This is a genomic window from Planococcus dechangensis (assembly GCF_042654465.1).
Classification (GTDB): Bacteria; Bacillota; Bacilli; order Bacillales_A; family Planococcaceae; genus Planococcus; species Planococcus dechangensis.
Genome location: NZ_JBHSGL010000005.1, coordinates 1,780,605 through 1,804,728 on the forward strand (window position 1 = coordinate 1,780,605; position 24,124 = coordinate 1,804,728).

Sequence of the window (24,124 nt, forward strand, 5' to 3'; positions counted from 1 at the left end):
GGTTCTTTTACCAAACAGCAATGGCCCCATCAGTCCGGGATTCCGTGCCTCCTGCAAGCACCCCTGTTTTCGGATCGCGCCAGATGATCTGTCCGCGCCCGAACACGCCGCTATCGGCCATCACTTCGATGTCATGCCCTTTGCGCTGCAGCTGCTGTGCGAGGTAGTTCGGGAATTCTGCTTCGACAGTGATTTTTTTGCCGCCCATCCACTGCCAACGCGGCATATCAAGCGCCGCCTGCGGGTTGAGCAGATAATCGAGCGTGTTGGTGACCACTTGGAAATGGCCTTGAGGCTGCATATAGCCGCCCATAACGCCAAATGGCCCGACTGCTTCATTGCCTTTAGTCAAAAAGCCCGGAATGATCGTATGGAATGTGCGCTTGCCTGGCTTTAACACGTTCGGATGATTTTCATCGAGCGAGAAATCCGCTCCCCGGTTTTGCAGGCTGATGCCCGTTTCCGGAATGACGATGCCTGAGCCAAAGCCCATGTAATTACTTTGTATATAAGAAATCATATTGCCTTCTTCGTCAGCTGCCGCCAAATAGATCGTACCGCCTTTTGGCAGTTCATACGCTTGCGGGTCAAGTGCTTCGTCGCCGATTTCTTTGGCGCGGCTCGCCGCATAGTCATCGGACAATAAATGCTCGGCCGTTACCGGCATGTCTTGTTGTTCGGTGATGAACGCTTGGCCGTCTGTAAAGGCTAATTTCATCGCTTCGATTTGCTGATGATACGTATCGGCGTTTTGCCATATGGGCTCGTCCAGTTGCTTAAAGATATTAAGCGCCATTTGGGCGACCATGCCTTGCCCGTTCGGCGGGATTTCCCATACTTCGTGGCCTTTATAGCTGGTCGAGATCGGCTTTACCCATTCCGGCTTGTACGCTGCAAGGTCTTCTTTTTTCAAGAAGCCGCCGTGCTCGGTCATGAAACTATCGATTTTATCTGCCAGTTCGCCTTCGTAAAAAGCTTTTGCATCGGTATCGCCGATTTTGCGCAGCGTATCCGCGTGGCCCGGGGATTTCCACATTTCGCCGATTTCCGGCGCGCGGCCATCCGGTGCGAAGGTTTCGAACCAGGCTTCAAATTCTTTATCAGTGAACGTCTTTTTGAAGTTGTTATAGGCTTTTTTCCAGAACTTGCCGAGGATTGGCGTCAGCGGATAGCCTTCTTCTGCGTATTGGATCGCCGGCGCCAATGTTTCTGCGAGCGACAATTTGCCGAAGCGCTTGGACAATTCCGCCCATGCCGCAGGAACGCCGGGTACTGTGATCGGCACCAATCCGTGCGTCGGCATTTTATCATGGCCTTTTGCTTTCACTGCTTCGATCGTCAAGCTTTGCGGTGACGGCCCGGATGCGTTCAATCCGTGAAGCTCTCCTTTGACCCAAACGAGCGCGAACGCATCGCCGCCGATGCCATTTGAGGTCGGCTCGACGACTGTCAATGTGGCCGCCGTTGCAATTGCTGCATCAATGGCGTTGCCGCCTTTTTTCAAAATCTCAAGTCCTGTCTGTGCTGCGAGTGGCTGTGAGGTTGCCACCATGCCTTTTTTTCCGAATACGGTATGGCGCTTTCCTTGGTGCGGATGATTCAAGTAATCCAAGTAAATTCCTCCTAATAGTTTTCATTCGACTGTATAAACTATCACGTTAACGAATAAAAATGATATTTTTGTATTATTCAAATTTTACTAAATACAGCTTGATAAGTAAAATTAAATATGTTTAATGTTATGATTAAAAAAACTTAACACTGGAGTGAAACGATGGACCATAAACTCGAAATTTTCGTGACCACCGCTGAACAGAAAAGCTTTACACGCGCGGCAGAACTGCTTCACATGACGCCATCTGCCATTTCCTTGAGCATCAAAGCTTTGGAGAAAAAACTCGGTGTTCGCTTGTTTGACCGCAGCAATAAATATGTCCAATTGACCGCAGCGGGTCAAGTAACCTACGGGCAGGCAAAAGAAATCCTCCTGAAATACGATCAATTAAAGCTCGCGTTAACGGAACTCGAACCGTCGACGGCCATGCCGCTGTCGATCGGTGCCGCCTATACATTCGGCGAGTACTTCCTGCCAGGCATCATCTACGCATTTAATAAACGCCACCCGAACGTCACACCGAACATCACCATCCACAATTCCAAAACGATTATCGAGCAGACCCATAAACAAGAACTTGATATTGGGTTTATCGTCGAAGGGGAGGCGAGCGGCACCGAAGTCGACATCGAACTGTTCACAGAAGAAGAGATGGTCATCATCGCGCAGCCGAATCATCCGATCATCCGCAATAAGCATGTCGACCGTCACTTATTGGAAGCAGAGACATGGATCATCCGCGAACCCGGTTCCGGTACGCGCGACGTTACCGACAAGCTGTTCGCACAGCTCGGCATCTCGCCGAAAAAAGTAATGAGCTTCGGCAGTTCGCAAACCATCAAAGAATCGGTCGCGCTCGGCCTCGGCATTTCTTACCTGTCTGAATCCACCGTCAAAAGTGAAACGAACGCCGGCACGATTGGCGCCATCTGCCTGTCGGATTTCCCGAATAAAAGCCGCTTCCATTACATCACCCACCGCTCGAGCTTCCATACAAAAGCAACCCAGCTTTTTCTGGACTTTTTGAAGTCATATGTGATGGATGAAAAAGTATCAGTGCATACGAAAAAGCGGCTATCAGGGAAGTAGTACCACCGAAAAAAACAAAACCAGCAGGCGATAATCATCGCCTGCTGGTTTTATGCTACGTGCGTTTTATCCGATTGCCCTGCTTTCATCACTTGGCCTGGCAGCTGTCTGCCAAGCAGCTTTTCCATATCGAGTGCAGTGTTAATCAACTGCGGTAACTCCCCGTCAATCGGCACGCCCATAAACTGGAACATGTGAACAACATCCTCCAAGCAGACGTTTCCGCTTGCTCCCGGGGCGAATGGGCAGCCCCCGATACCGCCGAGTGCTGCATCGAAATGGCGCAGTCCTGCTTGGTATGCCGCGTACAAATTCGCTAACCCCATGCCTCGAGTATTGTGGAGATGAAGCCCAAAATAATGATCTGGGTATTTTTCAGTAATGGCAGCAATAAACTCTGTCATCTGCGAAGGGTTAGCCATCCCTGTCGTATCCGCTATCGTGAAGCGGTTCAGCCCGGCTTCCGTCAAAGTCTCAATATTGCCGAGGATTTTGTCCACATTGTATAAACCCTCGAATGGACAGCCGAATGCCGTTGCCAAGCTGACGGTTATTCGGGAGGAATCCATCAGCTTCTGAATTTCTTTGACGCCTGCAATGGACTCGTCGACGGTTTTCTTCACATTCTTTAGGTTATGCGTTTCACTGATCGACAGCACATAGTTCACTTCATCCACGCCCGCTTCTAATGCCAATTCCGCTCCTTTCACATTCGGCACGAGCGCAATCACTTCGATGTTTTCACGCTTGATGGCGCCGATGACTTCTTTCGCATCCCGCATCTGCGGGACAGCCTTTGGCGAAACGAACGAAGTCGCTTCAATTCTCGGAATGCCAGACGCGATGATGCGGTCGATGATCCGAACTTTATCTTCTGTCTGGATCCACTCTTTTTCCATTTGAAACCCGTCTCTTCCAGTCACATCTGTCATAATCACTTTATCCATCATCGATTCACCCCTTCTTCCACTTTCACTCTCGGTAAGGTGAAAAGCTTATTGGCTTCACTATAATTGCCAGCCAAACGGCCGAGCGGCTTGAGCTTTTCAAGATCCACCTTGTAATTTCCAAGATAGTATTCGTCCTGGATATGATATTGAACCACTTTCCCCAAAACCAAATGATCGCTGCCGAGTTCGATGATTTGGTCGAGCTCCAATTCAAAGGAAATCGGCGCCTCGCCAACACGCGGTGCTTGGACATGAACACTATCCACTGGCGTTAACCCCGCTGCGGCAAACTCATCCACTTCCTGAGGAAAATTAGTTGAGCTAGTATGCATCTCATCGCCGAGATCTGAACTTACAATATTGACGACAAACTGCTTCGTGTTGAGGATATTCGCTAAAGTATCTTTTGTGGTCCCTTCCCGCTCTCCTACGCCAGGACCGACCGAGATGCACAGTGTCGGCGGATTGCGTGATGCGACTGTAAAGAAACTGAAAGGCGCCAGGTTGCGGTTTCCTTGCTCATCGACGGTCGAAACCCAAGCGATCGGGCGAGGCACAATCGAACCGGTCATCAGCTTGTATGCATTTTTTGTATCAATGGTACGCAGGTCAATATTCATCATTCGACACTCCTTTATTTATGATGCTCTTACATTGTTCGCTAACTGTTTCGCCACTAACAGCATGACAATTACACCCAGCAGGACCAGCGCCAAAAACCACCATCCGTAGTTGAAGTTGCCTGTCAGGTCGACAATATACCCAAATAATGGCGGACCGATAATAACTCCCCACGAACCGACCATTAGCGTAAAACCACTGGCGATGCCCGCTTGTTTTAGCGGCACCAGTTCTGTTGCTGCATTCATCCAGATTCCATTAAAACCAGAGATACAAAACCCGAATGCGATGATCACCGCCGCCACGGTCCAAAATGGCGTTCCCGCTGGAAGAAGCGTCAGCATTAATGCGATGCCGATGGAAAACACTGCGATATAAACGAGCACGATCAAGCGTCTGCCACCGAACACCGTATCGCTAATGATTCCCCAGGCCACGCGGCCAAATGAACCGCTGACTTCAGAAATAACCAGCAGCATACCTGCAAGCAACAGGCTTAACCCGAGCTGTTCATAAGCAAATATCACGATATAAGTATTTAAAATCAACTGACTTCCGCTCAGTCCCATCGCCGCGACGCTGAGTAGGACAAGCGGTTTGTGACGGAGCATCACCATCATTGACTCCTGGAAATAAGCCCAGCCAATCTTCCGATCCGGTTCGTTATCAGCGGCAACCGGTGGATCCTGGTAAAACCGGTAAGCTAAAATTCCGGTGACCACCAGCAAGCCGCACGCTGCCATCAACGCCATACGCCAGCCCCAAACGGCAGCCAGCGGCAACAGCAAAAGAGCCGATAACGCCGACCCCAATGTGACACCCATTTGCTTGATGCCCATAGCGGTGCCCCGCTTTTCGGCAAACCAATACAAAATCCCTTTATTCGAGGTTGGGTGCATCGTGCCGTAACCGATTCCCCCAAGGGTCACCATCAGCAGTACAAAGAAATAATTCGAGCTGATGGCCACCATCATAAACGCAAAGCTCAACCCGAGCGACAAATAAAGTAGCAAGCGCTTGGAACCTATGCGGTCTACTATAAATCCTGCTGGAATCGATGCGACCGATTGCCCGAGAAACAGCGCTGCAGGAAGCATGCCGATTTGCGCCTTAGTCAGTGTCAAATCATCCCCAATCAATACCCCGAGCGGCGCCAGGCTGCGGCCGATAAATGCCACCATCACTTGCGCAACGAGCAACCAGCCAAGCATATGCCAAGGGTTTATGATTTTCCCGGTTTTCAGGAGCGTTGAGTTATCCATTCTATCGCCACATTCTTTATTGGCATGCCTGAAAGCTCTTTATGCCAAATCGATTTTTTTCAGCTCCGCTTCTTTTTCGACTGTAAGCGGTACGAGGTACGAACCGACCACAGCGATGAAGAAGTTAGCAGTTAACCCAATGATTCCGCCGTGAATGCCGAATACAGTTTTATAGCCTGTCCACGTTAAGAGACCCGCAATGACCGCACCGACAAGCATGCCCCAGAAAACCGGCTGTGCAGACATGCGCTTCCAGTAAATCCCCAATACAAATGCAGGGAATACTTGTACAAGTAATTCAAACTTCAAAACGAAAATTTCATACAGTGTTGCCGGAGGATTCCAAGCGATCCATAGCAATATCCCAACTGCTGCAATCCCTGTCACTTTACCGACCATGACCTTTTTCTTTTCAGGAGCTTTCGGGTTAATAAAACGCCCGTAAATATCGTTCGAGACGATAGATGAGAAGCTTAAGAGCGCCGAATCCGCTGTCGATACAATTGCTGCCACAATCGCTCCAAAGAAGATGATCATTACCCAGTAGAAAAAGCCATTGATTCCAGCAATTTCATTCGCCATCAAGCCGACGAGCTGCTCAGAACCTGCCGTATCCAGATTTGGAATCAAGGCAATCCCCAGAATCCCGATGACAAATACAAGACCCGTCGTCACCGGCGGCATCCATGCCATGCGTGAGAATGATCGCTTCAATGTCCGCTCACTTTCTGCCGCAAAAATCCGCTGTACGGCGTGGGGATAAATTGCTGCCCCAAGTCCGACCAGCAAAAGCATACTAAACCAATTGACCGAAGTCATCATATCGGGAACACCGAGTTTAACAGGTTCATTGGTAGCGATAAATTGCGTTGCTGATGAGAAATCGCCTCCTACGAGGTAAATTGCGCCGATTAAAAAGATGACAATCCCGACCATCAACACCAAGCCTTGCATAACATCGGTAAACGCAACCGCTTTCATGCCGCCCAACCATTCATAAATCAACATGACGAGGACAAACGCGATAACCGCGACTTGATAAGGAATAGTCCCGCCCGTTAAACTTGACGCTGCATGCCCGATAGCGACCAATTGCTCGAGCAAGTAGTTGCCAAGGCCCCAAAGCATCAGGACAACCGCCAAAATAGTAACCGCTTTGGAATTAAAACGATAGGAAATCCAGTCGGCCGGAGTGATAAAGTTCATTTTTTTCGATATGACATACATGCGCGGTGCAAAGAGCAAGTAAACACCGATAATAATCGTCATGAATGATATTGATTGAAGCCAAGTAAATCCTGTGCGGTATGCGGTTGGAGCATAGCCGATGATGGTGTTCCCGCTATACTGCGTCGCATAAAGCGTGAAGAATAATGCTATAATCCCCAAGTTTTTCCCTGCTAGGTAATAATTGCTCATGCTGTCATGAAGCGTTTTGTCTCCTCTTCCCGAGAAATAGCCGATCAATAACATAATGACTGCATAAGCAGATAGAATCAGAACGCCGTCAAGGCCTGCAAATACCAAATCATTCATTTATTTCCCCCCTTTTTTTCCGCTTCTTCCTCATCTTCGACAATATTCCACTGTTTCAAAGCCACCCAACTTAAAAAGCCGCATAAAATCAGTGAAAAAGCCACGACAATCAATGCCCAGTATGGAACGCCGAAAATCATCGGTTCATAGCTTCCGACCGGCAAATACCAAGGGACATTTCCGATGAGTATTAGTGCCAAAGCAATCCATATCCATTTTTTGCGTATCGGCTCTTTGATTTCTTTATTCTCCATATTCGAAGCTCCTTTTGTTGCCGTATTTTGGTTGTTGGTTAGGCTATAGCGTATAGTGAAGCCGGTGCTGGCGCTCGAACTCATCAATTTGTTTTACATGCTGAACGGTTGCTGAAATTTCATCCATTCCTTCGAGCAACATATGCTTTCTGTACTCATCCACATCAAAAGCTTTTTTCATCCCTTGTGAATCATGAATTTCCTGTCCTTCCAGGTCTACTGTCAACTCGTACTTAGAATCTGCAGCCGCTTTATCGAAAAGTTCCTGGACATCCTCTTTCGGGAGTCGAATCGGCAAAATGCCGTTTTTAAAACAGTTATTATAGAAAATATCCGCAAAAGAAGGAGCGATGATGATGCGGAATCCATAATCTTCTATCGACCACGGGGCGTGCTCTCTTGAAGATCCACATCCAAAATTATCCCGAGTCAGCATAACTGTCGCGTCGCGGTAAGGTTGCTGATTTAAAACAAAATCATTATTTTCTTCGCCGCCATCCTTAAAACGCCAATCATAAAAAAGATATTGACCGTAGCCGCTTTTCTCGATCCGTTTCAGGAATTGTTTTGGAATGATCGCATCCGTATCAATATTGGCACGGTCAAGTGGCATTACCGTTCCTGTATGTGTTTTTAATGCTTTCATGACTGCACCCCCTCGATCGCTTTGACCGGCCATTTACGCACATCGGTAAAGTGGCCAGCAACTGCAGCCGCTGCAGCCATCGCTGGACTGACCAAATGAGTTCGTGCCAACCGTCCTTGCCTGCCTTCAAAATTCCGGTTGGACGTCGAAGCCACGCGGTCGCCTGGTCCTGCAATGTCGGGATTCATTCCGAGGCACATGCTGCAGCCAGCTTCCCGCCATTCAAATCCAGCCGCTTTAAAAATGTCATCCAAGTTCTCTTCTTCCGCTTGAACTTTTACCGATTGGGACCCCGGAACAACAAGTGCGCGAACGCCTTGTTTCACGTGATAACCGTTAACGATTGCTGCGGCTTGCCGCAAGTCCTCGATGCGCCCATTCGTACACGAACCAATAAACACCGTATCGATTTCAATATCATGGATTTTCGTTCCTGGCGCTAAATCCATATAGGCAAGCGCACTTTCTGATATTTTTTGCTGCTCTTTCGACAATTCACTTGGAGAAGGTACATGTCCGTTCACCGAAACGACCATGCCAGGGTTTGTTCCCCATGTCACTTGCGGTTCAACCTTTGTACAATCAAATTCAACCACTCGGTCAAAAACCGCATCTTCATCGCTGACGAGCTGTGTCCACTCATCTACCGCTTGATTCCAAGCCTCTCCTGTCGGTGCATGCGTCTTCTTTTTCAAATAATCGAAAGTGGTTTGGTCCGGTGCAATCATGCCGGCACGAGCACCGATTTCAATCGACATATTGCAGATCGTCATCCGCTCTTCCATCGTCAGTGTTTGAATGGCTTCACCCCGGTATTCCAACGTGTAACCGGTTGCAAAATCATGTCCGAATTGCCCGATCAGCGCTAAAATCAAATCCTTGGCAGAAACACCTGTCGGTAACATGCCCTCGAACTCAATTGCCATCGTTCTGGACTTATTTTGCTTTAAGGTTTGAGTAGCAAGCACATGCTCCACCTCACTCGTTCCGATGCCAAAAGCTAGCGTGCCGAATGCACCGTGGGTCGCCGTATGGCTGTCCCCGCAGACAATCGTCTGTCCCGGCTGCGTCAAGCCTAGTTCCGGGGCGATGATATGGACGATGCCTTGTTGGGTGTGAAACAGATCGAAAAGCTTAATGCCAAAGTCTTTGCAATTCTTGCGCAGTGCTTCGACTTGTGTTTCTGCAATTTTATCTTCGAAAGGCTGATCCCGATTGATGGTCGGAATGCTGTGATCCATTGTCGCCAAAGTGCGGTCTGGACGCCGAACCTTCCTGCCTTCTGTCCTCAATCCATCAAAGGCTTGAGGAGAAGTTACTTCGTGGACCAAATGCAAATCGATGTAGAGAATATCCGGCTGATTTTCTTGCTGTGTGACAACATGCCGATCCCATATTTTTTCATACAATGTCTTTCCCACTATCACCACTCCTTAAATGATTTCTCGCTCCTCCAGCCCTTTCAGTTTGTCTTCGTCGTATTCCAAAATCTTTCCATAGACCAGTGCATTATCTTTCCCGACTTTTTCAGATCCTACATGCTTCACTTCTCCCGGTGTTCTGCTCAGTTTCGGCACAACTCCCGGCATCGGAAATTCGCCTAATGTCGGATGTTCCCGTGTGATGATCATCTCTCTAGCTGCATAATGGGGATCTTCGACGATGTCTTTGGCTGTATAAATCAAGCCTGAAGGTACTCCTTTTTCTGCGAGAATCTCCAGTGCAATCTCGGTATCTTGCCCTTTTGTCCACTGTTCAATTAGTTCATCGAGTTCAGTCATATGTTCACTTCGGGCATGATGGGTCCGGTATTTAGGGTTTTCGAACAATTCCGGTTGTCCCATGGCTTCGCATAAACGCTTAAATACACCGTCCGCATTAGCCCCAATCACAATATACGTATCATCTTTCGTTTTATAAATATTCGACGGCGCCACTCCCGGCAAAATATTGCCCATCCGCTCTCGAATGTAACCAGCGAGCAAATAATCCGGAATTGTACTTTCCATGACCGAGAACACCGATTCGTAAATCGCTGTATCGACAATTTGCCCTTTACCGGAGTGATGACGCTCATGAAGTGCGGTCAGCGTACCGATTGTGGCAAATAAAGCAGCCAGTGTATCGCCAATAGAAATGCCGATACGCGAAGGTGCCCGGTCTGGGAATCCCGTTACGTTGCGGATGCCGCCCATCGCTTCTCCAACGCTTCCAAATCCAGCACGTTCACGGTAAGGGCCGGTCTGTCCATATCCGGAAGTCCGCGTCATAATGATCGCTGGATTAATTTCGGCCAATTGCTCATATGAAAGATTCCATTTCTCCATCGTTCCCGGCCGGAAGTTTTCAATGACGATGTCTGCATTTTTTATGAGTTCCTTGAAAATTTGTTGACCCTCTTCTGCCCGCAAATTCAATGTGACGGATTTTTTGTTGCGCGATTGGATTGGCCACCACAGTCCCTCTCCGTCTTTTTGCTGCCCCCACTCACGGAGCGGGTCTGCTTTGTCTGGAGCTTCGATTTTAATGACTTCTGCACCAAAATCTCCGAGCATCCGGCCAGTGAATGGTCCTGCGAGCAATGTGCCCAGCTCTAGAACACGTACACCCTCTAATGGCATCCTGTCTGCTTCACCCTGTTTTCCAAGGATATCGATAGCGTCTTTCAAATTAGTCATACATTGGCACCTCCATATTTTTCTGCATTGTATCCAATCGTGGATTTTCTTCCCGGCCTGCATTTCCAGCAAAGTCGATGCTTTCAGGCAAACACTATAATAACTAGCTTTATCCTCAATCGATAAATTTTCGGATAATTAGCAATTGATAAAAAAATAACATATTGTATACAATACAGTCAACAATCTTTTTAATACAAAACCCTCTTTTCTCACAGAACCCCTACAGCATAATACGTAACATTCAATAATTATCTTGAATTTCAACTATGCGAATTGTCTAAGTCCAGTTCTTTGTATACAATAAATTTAGAGGTGTTGAAAATGAACCCATATGAGTTAATTAAAAATGAAATAATCCTGGGCCAGCTTCCTCCCGGGAAACGATTGACTGAAGAAGCGCTTGCCGACCGGCTGCAAGTGAGCCGGACACCTGTGAGGGAAGCCATTAAACAATTGGAATCCGACGGCTTAATTACCCCGTTCCAAAGACGGGGATATATTGTCCGTGAGTTCTCTATTCAAGACATCCGCCAAATTTATAATGTGCGGGCATTATTAGAAAGCCACGGCACCAGCGAAGCTGCACTCTACCGGACAAATGACGAGCTGGAAAAGATCCACCATAAAAACCTTGCTTATGAAAATGCAATCAACGAGTTGAATCGTGAAGATATTTTATCGATCCGCAGCCTTCAACAAGCTAATCAGGATTTTCACGAGGAAATCTTTAAAGCAACTAAAAACGAATATTTGATTTCACTCATCTCGAAGGTTGTAGTAGTGCCGCTGATTTTCCGCTCTTTCTATTGGTACAATGAAAAACAGTTGATGCGTTCTCTCGATGTCCACACCACCATCTGGCAGGCAATTAAAGACCAAGAGCCCGAACGCGCCAAAATTGCCATGCAAGAGCACATATATCAAGGACGCGACGACGTCCTCAAGCAGTTAAGCAATCCGGAACTGGCTCTATGGAAAGAAAACGTCTAACGATTAAACAGCATTCGGTGAATACGCAAAAAAGGAGACAGCAAAAGCTGTCTCCTTTTTTATTCGTTAAAGTCACGACATCGTTATATAGAAGAAATCTCATTTTATTATTTCTGTATAATTATTATGCCTAAAATAGCATATATTACGCCAAAAGAGTTAATTCAATGTCTGAAGCAGAATATTTTTGAATAATTGAAATCCATTCAAATTCTCACTTGAAAACCGCATGAATACTAGGTTTCTGACCATCTGTTTGTTCCCAGACAAAAATTCTCTTCCTCAGATAAAGAAATTTCTCCCTCAGTTAAAAATGAGTAAATATTCCCAATCCAAATTAGGCTTTTCTGAAAACGCTTACTTATTTCCGGCTATTTTCTCCAATTTTCATTGAAAAAGCTCGTTTTCCCTCTTAAAGCACGCTTACTACGGATGCCCTCATTAACAGGAATGTCATTTTTTTATCAAAGTAGTTTATCTATTCTGAAAATTAGTTTGTCGAAATAGTGAAAACCGTGTATTCTCGAGGGAACAGTTTTAGAAAATGAAGGAGGAATTTCACCATGCACATTAATAAGAACAGATGGCTAATCGCGTTATCCGCTATTGCCATCCAATTGTCGATCGGTGCCGCTTATGCCTACAGTGTTTATACAAGACCTATCAGCGAAGCGATGGGCTGGTCGCCGACAGAGATTACGTATGCCTTCACGATCATGATGGCGCTCGGCGGGATATCTGCAGCTTTCTTCGGCGGCTTTGTCGAAAAGAACGGCCCACGGAAATCTGCTATGGTGGCAGCAGTCTTGTTCGGACTTGGCCAAGCAGGTGCGGGACTCGCGACACAGATTGATTCACTTCCGCTATTTCTTCTCACATATGGCTTTATGAGCGGAATGGGGCTCGGTGTCGGCTATATCGCACCGATCTCGACCTTGGTCAAATGGTTCCCTGACCGCCGCGGCTTGGCGACGGGCATGGCCGTTATGGGCTTTGGTGCGGGCGCACTCATCACCGCTCCGGTCGCAGCAAGCTTGATCGACTCGGTCGGTGTAACCTCAACCTTCTACATTCTCGGGGTCAGCTATTTCATTTTAATTTCACTTGGTGCTTCCTATATTGCGCCGCCACCGGAAGGATTCATGCCAAAGGGCATGGAGGCCGATCTTGCTTCCGGCAAGAAAGTATTGAAAAAAGATTTGTCGCAAATGACTGCGCGCCAAGCGGTTAAAACACGCCGCTTCTGGATGCTGTGGGCAATGATGCTCGTTAACGTCAGTGCGGGAATCATGATCATTTCAGTCGCCTCTCCAATGGCGCAGGAAATGGTCGGATTGACAGCAGCCGGCGCGGCGACGCTCGTCGGGATCATGGGAATCTTCAACGGCGGCGGACGCCTCGGCTGGGCAGCGATTTCCGATTATATCGGACGCCCGACTGTGTTCATGATTTTCTTCATCATTCAAATTGCTGCGTTCCTTATGCTTCCTGGCATCACGAACGTCATCATTTTCCAAGTGTTTATCTTGCTTATCGTCAGCTGCTACGGCGGCGGCTTCTCGAACTTGCCGGCGTTCATCGGTGATATGTTCGGGACAAGACAACTCGGCGCCATCCACGGCTATTTGCTGACCACCTGGTCCCTCGGCGGGATCATCGGGCCGGCAATCGTCTCCCAAGTATATGCTGCTACAAACAGCTATGTACCGGTGTTCTACATTTTCGTCGTCTTGACTTCCATCGCGTTGGTATTGGCATTGTTGATCCGCTTGGATATCCGCCGCGTCGAACGCAATTACGAAAAAGAAGAAAAAGTCAGCACTTCGCGTGAAGTGGTTTCTTCTTAATAATGAATACGAAAGCCCGGGAAAAGGATTTCTTTTCCCGGGCTTTTTTTAGTTAGCTCTACTATCTTCAAAATAAGGGTTGCCGCGCTGGCCGACCCATAATTCGCTTTGCTCAAGCATTGCCGCGAGTTGGAGCAAGCGATGCTCTGCACCTTTTTGCGCCATCACCTGCACGCCGATCGGCAAGTTGTCGGCAGTCACGTGAAGCGGCACCGACATCGCCGGCTGGCCGGTCAGATTGGCAAGTTGCGTAAACGGTGTATAGCTGAGACTCGGCAAGAACATCGCATAGATCAGTTCTTGCTGGTCCGAGGTGTCGCGCGTCAGGTCGAGTGCTTGCAACAGGCGCTCGCGGGAGTCTGCCGAATGGCTGAGCTCACCGATTTGCGGTGCAGCATGCGCTGTCGCGGGAGTGATATAGAAATCGAAGCGTTCATGAAGCGCCGCCATTTTCGCAGCCGCGACATCCCATGCAGCGAGGCTTGCGGAATAATCAGCCGCAGACACTCTCTTCCCGGCGGATGCGAGCAGCCAAGACTCGATTTCCATATCGTCTTCAGACAAGCGACGGCCGAGTGTTTTCTCCAGATTTTTCTGAAGCAGCGCCATTTCCCCGCTGTTCATCAAATAATACTCGCGCATCAACTGAACACCGTCGATGTCCGGTGTCACTTCTTCGATGCGGTGGCCTTGGCCCTCGAGCCAGCGCACCGTTTTCCACACCGCCTGTTTCGCTTCTTCTGAGACGACTGTTCCGACGGGTGATTCGACGGAAAAAGCGATTGTCAACGGAACTGCAAGGTCTTGATTGAGCTGTTCCGTATATTTCCCAGGAAATAGCGGCGCCTGAAACGCCGCTTCCGGCTGCACCACTTGCAGCACATCGAGCAGCGCCGCACTGTCACGCACCGTCCGGCTCAGCGCAAAATCGATCGACGCGCCTTGCCATTGCCGACCAGCTCCAGGCCCGACCGGCGTACGGCCCCGCGTCGGCTTCAAGCCGAACAAACTGGTGAACGATGCGGGAATGCGGATCGACCCACCCCCGTCGCTTGCACCTGCAACCGGAACGATACCAGATGCCACGGCTGCCGCTGCGCCGCCGCTTGAGCCTCCTGGTGAATGGCCGACATTCCACGGATTACGCGATGGGCCGAAGAGTTCGGGTTCGGAGATGTTCTTCAAGCCGAACTCAGGCGTATTCGTGTGTCCTATCGGCACGAGTCCTGCCGCTTTCAAGCGCGCCACTAAATGAGAATCTTGTGCCGGACGGAAATCTTTGAGCAGCTTCGAACCGGCGCTCAAACGCTCGCCTGCCAGTGCTTGGGATATGTTTTTCAGCGCTATCGGAACGCCGCTCAATGCGCCGTTCCTTCTATTAACTGTTTCTGCTATCGCCTGTTCACGGCGCGTCGCCGTAAAAGCATGGAGTGTTGGTTCCACTTCATCCATTCGCCGAAAGCTCAGTTCCATTAATTCTGCTGCGCTTGCTTGCCTGCTGCTAATGAGTTCCGCTATCGCGGTCGCGTCTAGCGTCAAGTATGTTTTCATGTCCATTTCAAATGCCCCCATTTCACTTGTCTACAGCTTCTATTGTCACCTTCAAGTGTAGCATTTCCTACTATTTGACAGTAGTAACAGCTTGGAGCGCCGATTTTCAGCTAGTTTAAGCTGACTGTTTGCAATTGTGTCACAATTGGCAATGACAGTTGTCATATATTTAATAAATCACCCTTAAAAGCGGTTGACTTTGATTCTCAAGTAGCTATAATTGTGAATGAGAATCATTTTCATTTGAAATCAGATTCATCATCCCTATTTAAAGGAGAGACATCCATGAAGAAATTGCTTTTATCCCTATTAGTGCTCAGCGCACTGCTCGTACTTGCTGCATGCGGCAGCTCGAACGGCTCAGAAGAAGAACCGGCAACTTCCGGTGAAGAAAATGCTGAAAGCACCGAAGTTAATCTATATACAGCACGCCATTATGATGTGGACGATCAGCTCTATAAGCAATTCGAAGAAGAAACAGGCATCAAAGTCAATTTGATCAAAGGCGAAGCGGACGAACTTCTTGAGCGCATCAAGCGCGAAGGCGATGGCACGCAAGCTGACTTGTTCTTGACAGCCGATGCCGGACGCCTTGACCGTGCGAAACAAGATGATATCTTACAGTCGGTTTCAAGCGATGTACTCGATGAGCAAGTTCCTGCAAACTTCCAGGACGAAGACCAAATGTGGTATGGCCTGACAAAACGCGCACGTGTTATCTTGTATGACAAAGAAAGCGTTGATCCATCAGAGCTTTCCACCTACGAAGCGTTGACAGAAGATGAGTGGAAAGGCCGCGTATTGATCCGCAGCTCTGAAAACATCTACAACCAGTCCTTGCTCGCATCTTTCATCGAACTGAACGGTGAAGAAGCAGCGAAAGAATGGGCAGCGGGCATGGTCGAGAACTTCCCGCGCGACCCTGAAGGCGGCGATCGCGACCAAGCGAAAGCCATTGCAGCTGGTGTCGGTGACGTGGCGATTATGAACACGTACTATTACGGCCAAATGCTGAATTCTGAAGATCCTGCAGAAGTTGAAGTGGCAGAAGGACTTGGCGTTTTCTTCCCAAACCAGGAAACAACAGGCACGCACGTTAACGTCAGCGGCGCAGGTGTGGTAAAATCAGCTAAGAATAAAGAAAATGCCATCAAATTGCTGGAGTTCCTTACAGCAGAGGAAGCACAAGAAACTTTTGCTGCCGTCAATTATGAATATCCAGTGAACGAAGCAGTGGAACCGTCTGAATTGCTACAGTCTTGGGGTGACTTCAAAGAGCAGGACATCTCGATGTCTTCACTCGGCGATAATAACGCCAAAGCCATTCTATTGTTCAACGAAGTCGGCTGGAAATAAACCTAAGTTAAATCCCCTTGCCGCCTATTGATTGCGGCAAGGGATTTCTTGCGAGTTGGAAAGAGGTGCCTGGATTTTGCAACGCAGATTTGCCAATTTCAATATTTGGACCGTAGGAGCGGTCATTATCATCTTGATGCTGTTCCTGCCGAATTTGACCATTGTCTCGGGCTTGTTCATGCCGTCAAATGACAATTGGGAACATATGAAAGAGTTCGTATTGCGTCAGTTTGTCATAAACTCGCTGATCTTGACGCTTGCTACAGCATTCACTACGATCTTGATCGGGCTCAGCCTGGCTTGGCTGATCGCGCAATACGACTTTCCGTTCCGGCGCTTTTTGAAGTGGGCGCTAATCCTTCCTCTTTCCATCCCGCCATTTATCGGTGCTTATACGTATCACGGTATCTTGAATTATACGGGTATCATACAGACGACTTTGCGAGAAGGTTTCGGAATGGAGCTTGACCCGACGCATTTCAACATCATGAATTTACCTGGTGCGATTTTCATCTATACTTTGTTTTTGTATCCTTATGTTTACACGATTACGCAAGTGTATTTATCCGAACAATCGGCCTCCTTGATTGAAAGCACGCGCTTGCTCGGAAAAGGGCCTTGGCGCACATTCTTTCAGGTGGTTGTGCCAATTTCACGGATTTCCATCATTGCCGGGGCCAGCCTCGTCGTGCTGGAAGTTCTGAATGATTACGGAGTCGTAAAATATTACGGCATCCAAACCTTTACCACCGCCATTTTTCAATCATGGTTCGGTCTCGGTGATTTGGATACATCAATCAAACTTGCCGCATCGCTTATGGGCTTTGTCATTATCATCCTGCTTATCGAGAAGATGCTGCGCGGCAGACGCCAATACAGTTATTTCTCAACTAAGGTGCGCCCGCTGCAACTCATACAGCTTACTGGCTGGAAAGGCGCTGCCGCCACAGGCTACGGGTTGTTCATCTTGAGCCTAGGTTTTTTCATCCCGGTCATTCAATTGATCGACTGGACGATTTTGACTTTTGGCACCATTCCAATGGACGAGTTCATGAGTTATGTCACAAACTCGGTGTTTGTCGCAGGACTGAGCGCAACGCTTATCGTCATCTTCGCCCTCATCGTCGGTAACTTTGCACGTATGATTCAAGGGCGCTACATGAAACTACTGCCGAAGCTGACGGTGCTCGGCTACTCGATTCCCGGTGCTGTCATCGCAGTGGCAGTCGTGACGGCGTTTATCGCACTCGACGGCTACCTCGCCCCGCTGTATGTGGCGATTGGCCTCGAGACGACACTCGTCCTGAGTGTCAGCATTGTGTTGCTATTGACCGCCTATATCATCCGGTTCTTTGCCATCGGCTACAACTCCATTGAAACAGGTTATGACAAGATCGGCACGAACTTCCGGGATGCTTCCCGTCTGCTCGGTGCCGGCCCGACAAAGACTTTTTTCAAAGTCGATGTGCCGATGATGAAAGGCGCAATTATCAGTGGTTTTATCCTGGTCTTCATCGACGTGCTCAAGGAAATTCCCTTGACATTAATCCTGAGACCGTTTAATTTTGATACATTGTCAACAAAAGCATTCCAGTACGCAAGTGATGAAAAAATCATGGAGGCTTCCCAAGCTTCCCTTTTGATTATCGGTATTAGCGCCTTGGCCATTGTGATTTTCTATAAGATACTCGAGAAGGAGATGGATTGATATGTTTGTCGCCATTGAAGATGTGAGTTTTTCCTATCCGAATGCTTCGGCCCCTGCACTAGATCGGTTCACGCTAGAAATCAAAAAAGGTGAGGTCATTTCGATTCTCGGCCGCAGCGGCAGCGGAAAAAGCACGATTTTGCGCTTGCTTGCCGGGCTGGAGCGACCGAAAAACGGGCGCCTCGTCATCCAGGACGAAACTTTGTTCGACGATAAAACATTTTTGCAGCCGGAAAAACGCGGCATCGGCATGGTCTTCCAAGACTATGCGCTGTTCCCGCATATGACGGTTGCATCGAACATCATGTTCGGCTTGTCAGGCATGAAAAAAGCCGACAAGAAAAAACGTATGCACGAAATGCTCGAACTCGTCGAACTCCAGGATTTCGAGAAACGCTATCCGCATCAATTGAGCGGTGGCCAGCAGCAACGTGTGGCCATTGCCCGTGCCATTGCCCCGAACCCTCATTTGATTTTGCTTGATGAACCGTTCAGTAATCTGGACGCCGAGCTGCAAGGAAAAATCCGCAAAGATCTTCGGGAGATCTTGAAAAAGGCGAACATCACATCCATCTTCGTGACACACGATGAAAAAGATGCACATATCCTTGCTGACCGCATCGTGAAACTGAAAGACGGCAAAATGGATTTTGTCGGGCGTCCGTGCGATATGCTCGATACGTTCCGCCAAGAAGCGATTGCCGAGTCTGAAGAAGTATTAAAACCAAAAGCATTGGTCCAAGTATGACCCAATTGAAAAGCCGCCCCTTCCGTTAATGGAAGAGGCGGCTTTTTTGTGTTGCTGAATCAATTGGTGGTGTGTCTATTGAGATTCCACTCCAAACGGACGCTTTCCGAGGGGCGGGAATCGAGCCTCCTCGTCGCGCAGATGCGCTCCTGTGGGGTCTCTCAAACCCTCTCAATCCCTCCGGAGTCGCCGTTTTCCACTTCATCTCTACGTTTAGAAGAGAAGTCAGCAGCATCACTTTTACTTTATTTAGAGTGGAAGTAATACTATTTGGTATACATTCAAATATCTCATCTGCAATAAAAATTAATCGCTTCAACTCTTTTTTATCCTATGCTTATCCAATTACTGCTTTGAGCCAGCCGCGGACGCCATTGATGAACCAAATAGCGTCGAATGAATCAAGTTGGTCTTTTTTCAGCACTTTCACTTCGATGCGGCCTTCGTCGAGCAGCTGCTCGCGATAAGTGCCGGCAAGCAGTCCGCTTGAGACAGGCGGGGTGTAGAATCGGCCATCTTTTTCTGCGACCAGGTTGCCGATGGTGAACTCGGTCAGTTCCTCGCGTTCGTTCCATAACAGCACAGAAAAAGCGGACGGGGCACTTTCTTGATGTTGCTCGTAGATACGGCGATTGGTCGTTTTATGGTATAAAAAAGCGTCTTTGCTGTCGACCGGCGTCGCAGCTAGCGCACAATGCACGGGCTGTTGAATGGGCGAGACAGCAGCCGCTTGGGCTTCGACATTGCCGCTCCTATCGAGCGTCATCCGAACTTTGAATGTGCCTTGCGGATACTGGGCGGCGAGTTCGTCCAAAGTTCGGGTGATTTTCTCTTGCTGTAACTGAAAACGGAAATACACGGCACTATCTTTCAGCCGTTTGGAGTGAAGCGCCAATAGCGGATATTTCCCATCTTCTAGCTTGAGGGACTCCAGCAGTGAAAAAGCTGGGCGCTGTTCAGTCAGCACACGCGCTTTCGTCAACAACTCCTGGTATTCACCTTCAGACGTGGAATCCCACGTAATTCCCCCGCCGACACCGTAACGCGCTGTGGCTGCATCTTTATCGATGAGGACGGTGCGGATCGGCACGTTGAACACTGCATTTTTTTCCGGTGTGATATAGCCGATGGCGCCGCAATACACTTCGCGCGGCGTTTGTTCGAGTTCGGCAATATAGCGCATGGTGCTGACCTTCGGCGCGCCGGTGATCGAACCGCATGGAAATAAAGCCTGGAACCAATCAAATACACTGAGCCCTTCCGGCAGTTCGGCTTCGACAGTGGACGTCAATTGATGGACGGTCGGGTATTTTTCTGCTTCAAAAAGCTTCGGGGCATTGACGGTGCCTGGCTTGGCGAGTCGGCTCATATCGTTTCGCAACAAGTCGACAATCATCAAGTTTTCTGCGCGCTCTTTTTCCGATTCCAGCAAAACGTCCAAAATCGCTTCATCTTCTGCTAATGTTCTGCCGCGCGGTGCTGTGCCTTTCATTGGCTTTGTGCGAATGCGCGAACCGTCGATGCGGAAAAACAATTCCGGGGAAGCCGATAAAATTTGGTGGCGGCCGATATCGAGATAGGCGCCGTAATCTGCTTGCTGATTGCGCAGCAGCTGCCGGTAAAACGACTCGGCGTCGCCCGCAAAGCCGGAGGTGAGCCGCTCCGTGTAATTCACTTGGTATGTATCGCCTTCTTCGATCGCTTGACGGATTTTTTGAATGCCTTCTTTGTAACGTGGAACCGATCCTTCAAGCTCCCAGCCAGCGACCTCATAACGGTGGGCGATGGCCTGTTTCGATGCTTGTTTTTGCCGGTAAATGCCGAACCAAACAAGCGGCAGTTCGGCTCCTGCACGCACGGTCATTTCTGGGCGGAATGCCGGCGCTGCCTCGTACGAAACATAGCCCGCTGCATAATAGCCTTGCGACGTATAGCTGTCGACTTTTTCAAGCACTTCTTGAACTTCCGCAAGCACATGCGTTTGCAGTACTGTTAACGGATCACAAAAAGCGAAACTCTCAGGTGTCCCGTCTTGTCGCGCAAAATCAAACTGCAGATAAGGGGCCATCTGGAGCGCCTCCTTTCTTTTCTAAGTTCCACGTTTGAGCATTTTTATAAGCCGTTGCAAGCATTTGAAAGCCGTCTTTAGTCAAGATCGACTCCGGATGGAACTGTATTCCTTCGACAGGCAGTTCCCAGTGGCGGACTCCCATAATGCATCCGTCTTCTGCAGTTGCAGTCACCTCGAGCACCGTCGGCAAGCTTGCGCGCTCTGCCTCGAGCGAATGGTAGCGCACAACCGGCGTCGGCGAGGCGAGGCCTGCAAACACGCCTTGTGCGCTATGTGATACGGGCGACACTTTGCCATGAACGGGTTTTGCGCCTTTTTGGACTATGCCGCCAAAAAACTCGACAATACTTTGGTGGCCGAGGCAGACGCCGAGTATCGGAACCTTGCCACTGAGCTGTTCGAGCGCTTCGCTCCCCGCTCCCGGTTGCAGAGGTTTGCCCGGCCCGGGTGAAAGCACGATGAGTTCAGGTGATAGTGCTTCGATGTCCGAAAGTGCTGCAGTGTCGTTCTGGAACACTTCAACGCAGGCTCCGAGACGCTCGAAATAATGCACAAGATTATATGTAAATGAATCGTAATGATCGATGATGACAATCACGGGAAAAACTCCTCTTCAAATGAAATGCTGCATAGCTCCATTATAAAGCGCGGAGGACGATTAAGCATGGATTATCTAATCGGCTTTGCAGAGGCACGCCGATATGGAAACGTATTGAATGAATATAATCAGAAAAGGCCCGAATGTTCCCACATTCGGGCCTTTTCTATTAATCGATCGTCTGCAAAGCAGCTGCGAGGCGGGCCGCAAAATGTTCAGGCGGTTCTTCCGCGACTAAGCGCAAGCAGACAATGTTCGGGTTCGAATCAATACTTTGCTCGAACTCTGTCGGCAAGGCGATCCGGAATTGCTGCAAAGCCCCAGTGAAAACCGGCACTTCTTCGGGCAGCAGGAAAATATCGGCGTTATTTATTGCAGTGCCGTCCGGTTGGAGGTTTTTAAATGAGATATCGTGTTCGAGCGTGCAATTGAAGCTTCTTGTATGCAAGTGGATTTCCACAGTCCGGCTTTTTTTGATAAGACATTCCATATCGGTCGTGTCGGTTTCCGCTTCGAGCAAACTCCCGACCCGCTCCGCCAAATCCATAATCGTCTGTTCTATTTTCATTGTTCTCCCCTTTCGTTTTCAGGCAGAAATTAAAAAAAAACGCCAAAAAGAACCTTTTATCAGGTTCTTTTCGGCGTTGGTTTCAGCACTATCGTCTGTTCCATTTTACCAAAATTGCAGTATTGTTCTTGAGTATGCTTCGTTTGGATGTTCAATCGGAAATACTATGGCTTCCCGCTCTGTTTCAATTATAAAAGATATCATCAAAAAAGGAAACAGTTGACCTAGCTTCTAGCTCACGCGCCTTAGTCTTCCGTGTCTTCTTCCATCTCCTCTTCCTCATCAATTTCTACGTCAGGGTCGGTCTCTTCCAGATCGTCATTGCCCGGTAAAACATCCGTCTCTTGCTCCATTTGCGGTTCCTCTTCATCGCCGCCGCAAGCCGCCAATATTCCGGTAGACAGGATTGCCGCTGCGCCAACTTTCAACCACTTGTGCTGTGCCATCTTCATCCTCCTCCGTTTTATTTGTTATTAGCCCTATACCCGCTGGGAGGACAAGAAAAACGGAAAGTCTGTATCATTTGCTCGTTTCAAATAGATGCGCTTGCTCGTGGAATTTGGCAGCTACACTTTTCGCAAACTGGCGGCATCTCACACGGTCTTCTTCAGAGGGCATCTGTTCTACTTTCAAGGTCGCCGCAAGCGCCGTTCGGGCATAAAGCATATCCCGGAACTGGTCGACCGCTCCGCAATAGTTGGCAAAACACCGGTCGCCAGTTCCGAAAACAGCGGTAATAGGCGAGTGGCTCAGATTTTCGAATTCCCAAAACAGCTTGTGCAGCTGCTTCGGCACTTCACCATTCGCCCATGTATAGGTTCCCACTAAAACAATATCATAACGTGAGAGTTGTATCGGGTCGAACTGGTCTGCCCGGAACCGATCTGGAGCCAATCCCCGTTCACTCAACGCTTGTTCGACCATTTCCGCAAGGAGCTCCGTATGGCCTGTGGCAGAGGCATAGACAATCGCCGCAGCCGGCTTATAATTCATCAAAGCCATTCGACTCCGACACTTTCGTATAGGCACGCGATTTCTGCTCGAAGAAATCCGATTTCGTACTGTTCATCATATCGTCGCCAAACACCCGGATCCACGGCATCGGGTTGTCGCGCGTTTCATAAAGGTTGCCGAGGCCGATTTGGCGCAGCCGCTTGTTTGCCAAATACTCGACGTATTCGTTGAACTCATCGAGATCCAGACCATCGATTTCTCCGAGGATATGCTGTGCCCATTCTTTTTCGAGTTCGACAGCATGCGCCACTTCCTCGCGGATCCAGTTGTTCATGCTATCTGTCGCGAGCTCCGGGTTTTCCGCAATCAAGATGCGGATAAACTGCGAAACGAAATAAGCGTGCTGCATTTCATCGCGTTGGATATAGCTGATCATCGTACTCGTCTTGAGCATTTTCTGCTGGCGAGCGAGATGGTAGAAAAACGCAAAACCAGCGTAGAAATAAATGCCTTCTAAGTTGATCGAGTTTACCGACAGCTTCAACAGGTTTTCCAAGTTCGGCTCATGGCGGAACGCTTCGTACGCAGACAAGATCCGTGCGTTGCGCTTTTTGACGAGCGGGTCGTTCTTCGCTTCGTCAAAGCGCCGGTTTTGTTCATCGAGCGGCACAAGCGAGCTGAGGACGTAAGAATACGACTCGGTATGGACCGCTTCCTGCTGGGCGATGACGGCAAAAATCGATTTAAAGCTCGAATCGCTGACATAATCCATCACTTGGGTCATCGTCGGCGTCTGCAGGCTGTCGAGAGAAGCAAGCTGCGTGTTGATGCGCAAAAAGACATCTTTCTCGGTATCCGACAGTGAGTCCCAGTTTTTGATATCATCCTGCATATTGATTTCCTGCGCTTTCCAAAAGTTGGCGAGCAGCGCCTGGTACAGTTCATACATATGTGGGTGGGCGATATCATTCCAGTTGAGCAGACCCGAGCTCTCACCGCCGACAATGGCGGTCGAGCGGTTCGGTGCATCCGGGTCCATCAATGGTTGTTTCGTTAAAGTTTGCATACTCCTCATCCTT

22 protein-coding genes are annotated in these 24,124 nt (G+C 48.8%); 6 read left to right on the forward strand and 16 right to left on the reverse strand.

The genetic code is table 11. From position 1 onward, the window contains the following. Window positions 1-7: 7 nt before the first annotated feature. Window positions 8-1,612: a gamma-glutamyltransferase family protein gene (locus tag ACFO5U_RS11940; protein WP_377279291.1), complete on the reverse strand. Its 1,605-nt coding sequence runs from the start codon at window positions 1,610-1,612 to the stop codon at window positions 8-10. 162 nt (window positions 1,613-1,774) lie between these two features. On the opposite strand from ACFO5U_RS11940, the gene ACFO5U_RS11945 reads away from it, so the two are divergent. Continuing rightward, the gene (locus ACFO5U_RS11945) at window positions 1,775-2,704 is read left to right on the forward strand and encodes a LysR family transcriptional regulator (RefSeq protein ID WP_377279292.1); all 930 of its coding nucleotides are present in this window, start codon (window positions 1,775-1,777) and stop codon (window positions 2,702-2,704) included. A 50-nt stretch (window positions 2,705-2,754) separates the two neighbouring features. On the opposite strand, the gene ACFO5U_RS11950 is transcribed toward ACFO5U_RS11945, so the two are convergent. Genes ACFO5U_RS11950 through ACFO5U_RS11985 form a run of 8 tightly spaced genes read right to left on the reverse strand, consistent with a single transcriptional unit; the run spans window position 2,755 to window position 10,651 of the window. After that, on the reverse strand, window positions 2,755-3,654 hold the full coding sequence (locus ACFO5U_RS11950; RefSeq protein WP_377279293.1) for a hydroxymethylglutaryl-CoA lyase: 900 nt from the start codon (window positions 3,652-3,654) through the stop codon (window positions 2,755-2,757). Further along, on the reverse strand, window positions 3,651-4,277 hold the full coding sequence (locus ACFO5U_RS11955) for a flavin reductase family protein (protein WP_377279294.1): 627 nt from the start codon (window positions 4,275-4,277) through the stop codon (window positions 3,651-3,653). Before ACFO5U_RS11955 ends, ACFO5U_RS11950 begins: the two co-directional genes overlap by 4 nt. A 15-nt stretch (window positions 4,278-4,292) precedes the next feature. Further along, complete coding sequence (locus ACFO5U_RS11960) at window positions 4,293-5,537, reverse strand: MFS transporter (RefSeq protein WP_377279295.1); 1,245 nt, start codon at window positions 5,535-5,537, stop codon at window positions 4,293-4,295. A gap of 39 nt (window positions 5,538-5,576) precedes the next feature. Further along, complete coding sequence (locus ACFO5U_RS11965) at window positions 5,577-7,073, reverse strand: sodium:solute symporter family protein (protein ID WP_377279296.1); 1,497 nt, start codon at window positions 7,071-7,073, stop codon at window positions 5,577-5,579. Continuing rightward, window positions 7,070-7,327, reverse strand: a complete 258-nt coding sequence (locus tag ACFO5U_RS11970) for a hypothetical protein (RefSeq protein ID WP_377279297.1) — start codon at window positions 7,325-7,327, stop codon at window positions 7,070-7,072. Before ACFO5U_RS11970 ends, ACFO5U_RS11965 begins: the two co-directional genes overlap by 4 nt. A gap of 43 nt (window positions 7,328-7,370) precedes the next feature. Further along, complete coding sequence (leuD, locus tag ACFO5U_RS11975; protein ID WP_377279298.1) at window positions 7,371-7,973, reverse strand: 3-isopropylmalate dehydratase small subunit; 603 nt, start codon at window positions 7,971-7,973, stop codon at window positions 7,371-7,373. Continuing rightward, window positions 7,970-9,397 (reverse strand): 3-isopropylmalate dehydratase large subunit, encoded by a 1,428-nt coding sequence (gene leuC, locus ACFO5U_RS11980; RefSeq protein ID WP_377279500.1) that lies wholly within the window; start codon window positions 9,395-9,397, stop codon window positions 7,970-7,972. Before leuC ends, leuD begins: the two co-directional genes overlap by 4 nt. A gap of 9 nt (window positions 9,398-9,406) precedes the next feature. After that, window positions 9,407-10,651: a CaiB/BaiF CoA transferase family protein gene (locus ACFO5U_RS11985; protein WP_377279299.1), complete on the reverse strand. Its 1,245-nt coding sequence runs from the start codon at window positions 10,649-10,651 to the stop codon at window positions 9,407-9,409. A gap of 324 nt (window positions 10,652-10,975) precedes the next feature. Here ACFO5U_RS11985 and ACFO5U_RS11990 point away from each other — a divergent pair, with 324 nt between their 5' ends. Then, the gene (locus tag ACFO5U_RS11990; protein WP_377279300.1) at window positions 10,976-11,644 is read left to right on the forward strand and encodes a GntR family transcriptional regulator; all 669 of its coding nucleotides are present in this window, start codon (window positions 10,976-10,978) and stop codon (window positions 11,642-11,644) included. A gap of 563 nt (window positions 11,645-12,207) precedes the next feature. After that, complete coding sequence (locus ACFO5U_RS11995) at window positions 12,208-13,491, forward strand: L-lactate MFS transporter (protein ID WP_377279301.1); 1,284 nt, start codon at window positions 12,208-12,210, stop codon at window positions 13,489-13,491. A gap of 48 nt (window positions 13,492-13,539) precedes the next feature. Here the strand turns inward: ACFO5U_RS11995 and ACFO5U_RS12000 are convergent, their stop codons facing one another. Then, window positions 13,540-15,048, reverse strand: a complete 1,509-nt coding sequence (locus ACFO5U_RS12000; protein ID WP_377279302.1) for an amidase family protein — start codon at window positions 15,046-15,048, stop codon at window positions 13,540-13,542. A 279-nt stretch (window positions 15,049-15,327) separates the two neighbouring features. Between ACFO5U_RS12000 and ACFO5U_RS12005 the strand changes: the two genes are divergently transcribed. From ACFO5U_RS12005 to ACFO5U_RS12015, 3 genes are all read left to right on the forward strand, one after another. Continuing rightward, window positions 15,328-16,398 (forward strand): Fe(3+) ABC transporter substrate-binding protein, encoded by a 1,071-nt coding sequence (locus ACFO5U_RS12005; protein ID WP_377279303.1) that lies wholly within the window; start codon window positions 15,328-15,330, stop codon window positions 16,396-16,398. 76 nt (window positions 16,399-16,474) lie between these two features. Further along, window positions 16,475-18,106: an ABC transporter permease gene (locus ACFO5U_RS12010; RefSeq protein ID WP_377279304.1), complete on the forward strand. Its 1,632-nt coding sequence runs from the start codon at window positions 16,475-16,477 to the stop codon at window positions 18,104-18,106. A 1-nt stretch (window position 18,107) separates the two neighbouring features. Next, window positions 18,108-18,854 (forward strand): ABC transporter ATP-binding protein, encoded by a 747-nt coding sequence (locus ACFO5U_RS12015; RefSeq protein WP_377279305.1) that lies wholly within the window; start codon window positions 18,108-18,110, stop codon window positions 18,852-18,854. Window positions 18,855-19,191: 337 nt separating this feature from the next. On the opposite strand, the gene pabB is transcribed toward ACFO5U_RS12015, so the two are convergent. From pabB to ACFO5U_RS12045, 6 genes are all read right to left on the reverse strand, one after another. After that, on the reverse strand, window positions 19,192-20,922 hold the full coding sequence (pabB, locus tag ACFO5U_RS12020; protein WP_377279306.1) for an aminodeoxychorismate synthase component I: 1,731 nt from the start codon (window positions 20,920-20,922) through the stop codon (window positions 19,192-19,194). Then, on the reverse strand, window positions 20,900-21,523 hold the full coding sequence (locus ACFO5U_RS12025; protein WP_377279307.1) for an anthranilate synthase component II: 624 nt from the start codon (window positions 21,521-21,523) through the stop codon (window positions 20,900-20,902). Before ACFO5U_RS12025 ends, pabB begins: the two co-directional genes overlap by 23 nt. A 169-nt stretch (window positions 21,524-21,692) precedes the next feature. Beyond that, window positions 21,693-22,091 (reverse strand): DUF1259 domain-containing protein, encoded by a 399-nt coding sequence (locus ACFO5U_RS12030; RefSeq protein ID WP_377279308.1) that lies wholly within the window; start codon window positions 22,089-22,091, stop codon window positions 21,693-21,695. A 245-nt stretch (window positions 22,092-22,336) separates the two neighbouring features. Continuing rightward, window positions 22,337-22,537: a hypothetical protein gene (locus ACFO5U_RS12035; RefSeq protein WP_377279309.1), complete on the reverse strand. Its 201-nt coding sequence runs from the start codon at window positions 22,535-22,537 to the stop codon at window positions 22,337-22,339. 73 nt (window positions 22,538-22,610) lie between these two features. Continuing rightward, entirely contained in the window at window positions 22,611-23,084 is a 474-nt protein-coding gene (locus ACFO5U_RS12040; protein ID WP_377279501.1) for a flavodoxin domain-containing protein, read from the reverse strand. Next, window positions 23,074-24,120 carry a ribonucleotide-diphosphate reductase subunit beta gene (locus ACFO5U_RS12045; protein WP_377279310.1) on the reverse strand — a complete coding sequence of 349 codons (1,047 nt, stop codon included), beginning with the start codon at window positions 24,118-24,120 and terminating at the stop codon, window positions 23,074-23,076. The genes ACFO5U_RS12040 and ACFO5U_RS12045 overlap by 11 nt, the downstream gene beginning before the upstream one ends. Between the last annotated feature and the right edge of the window lie 4 nt (window positions 24,121-24,124).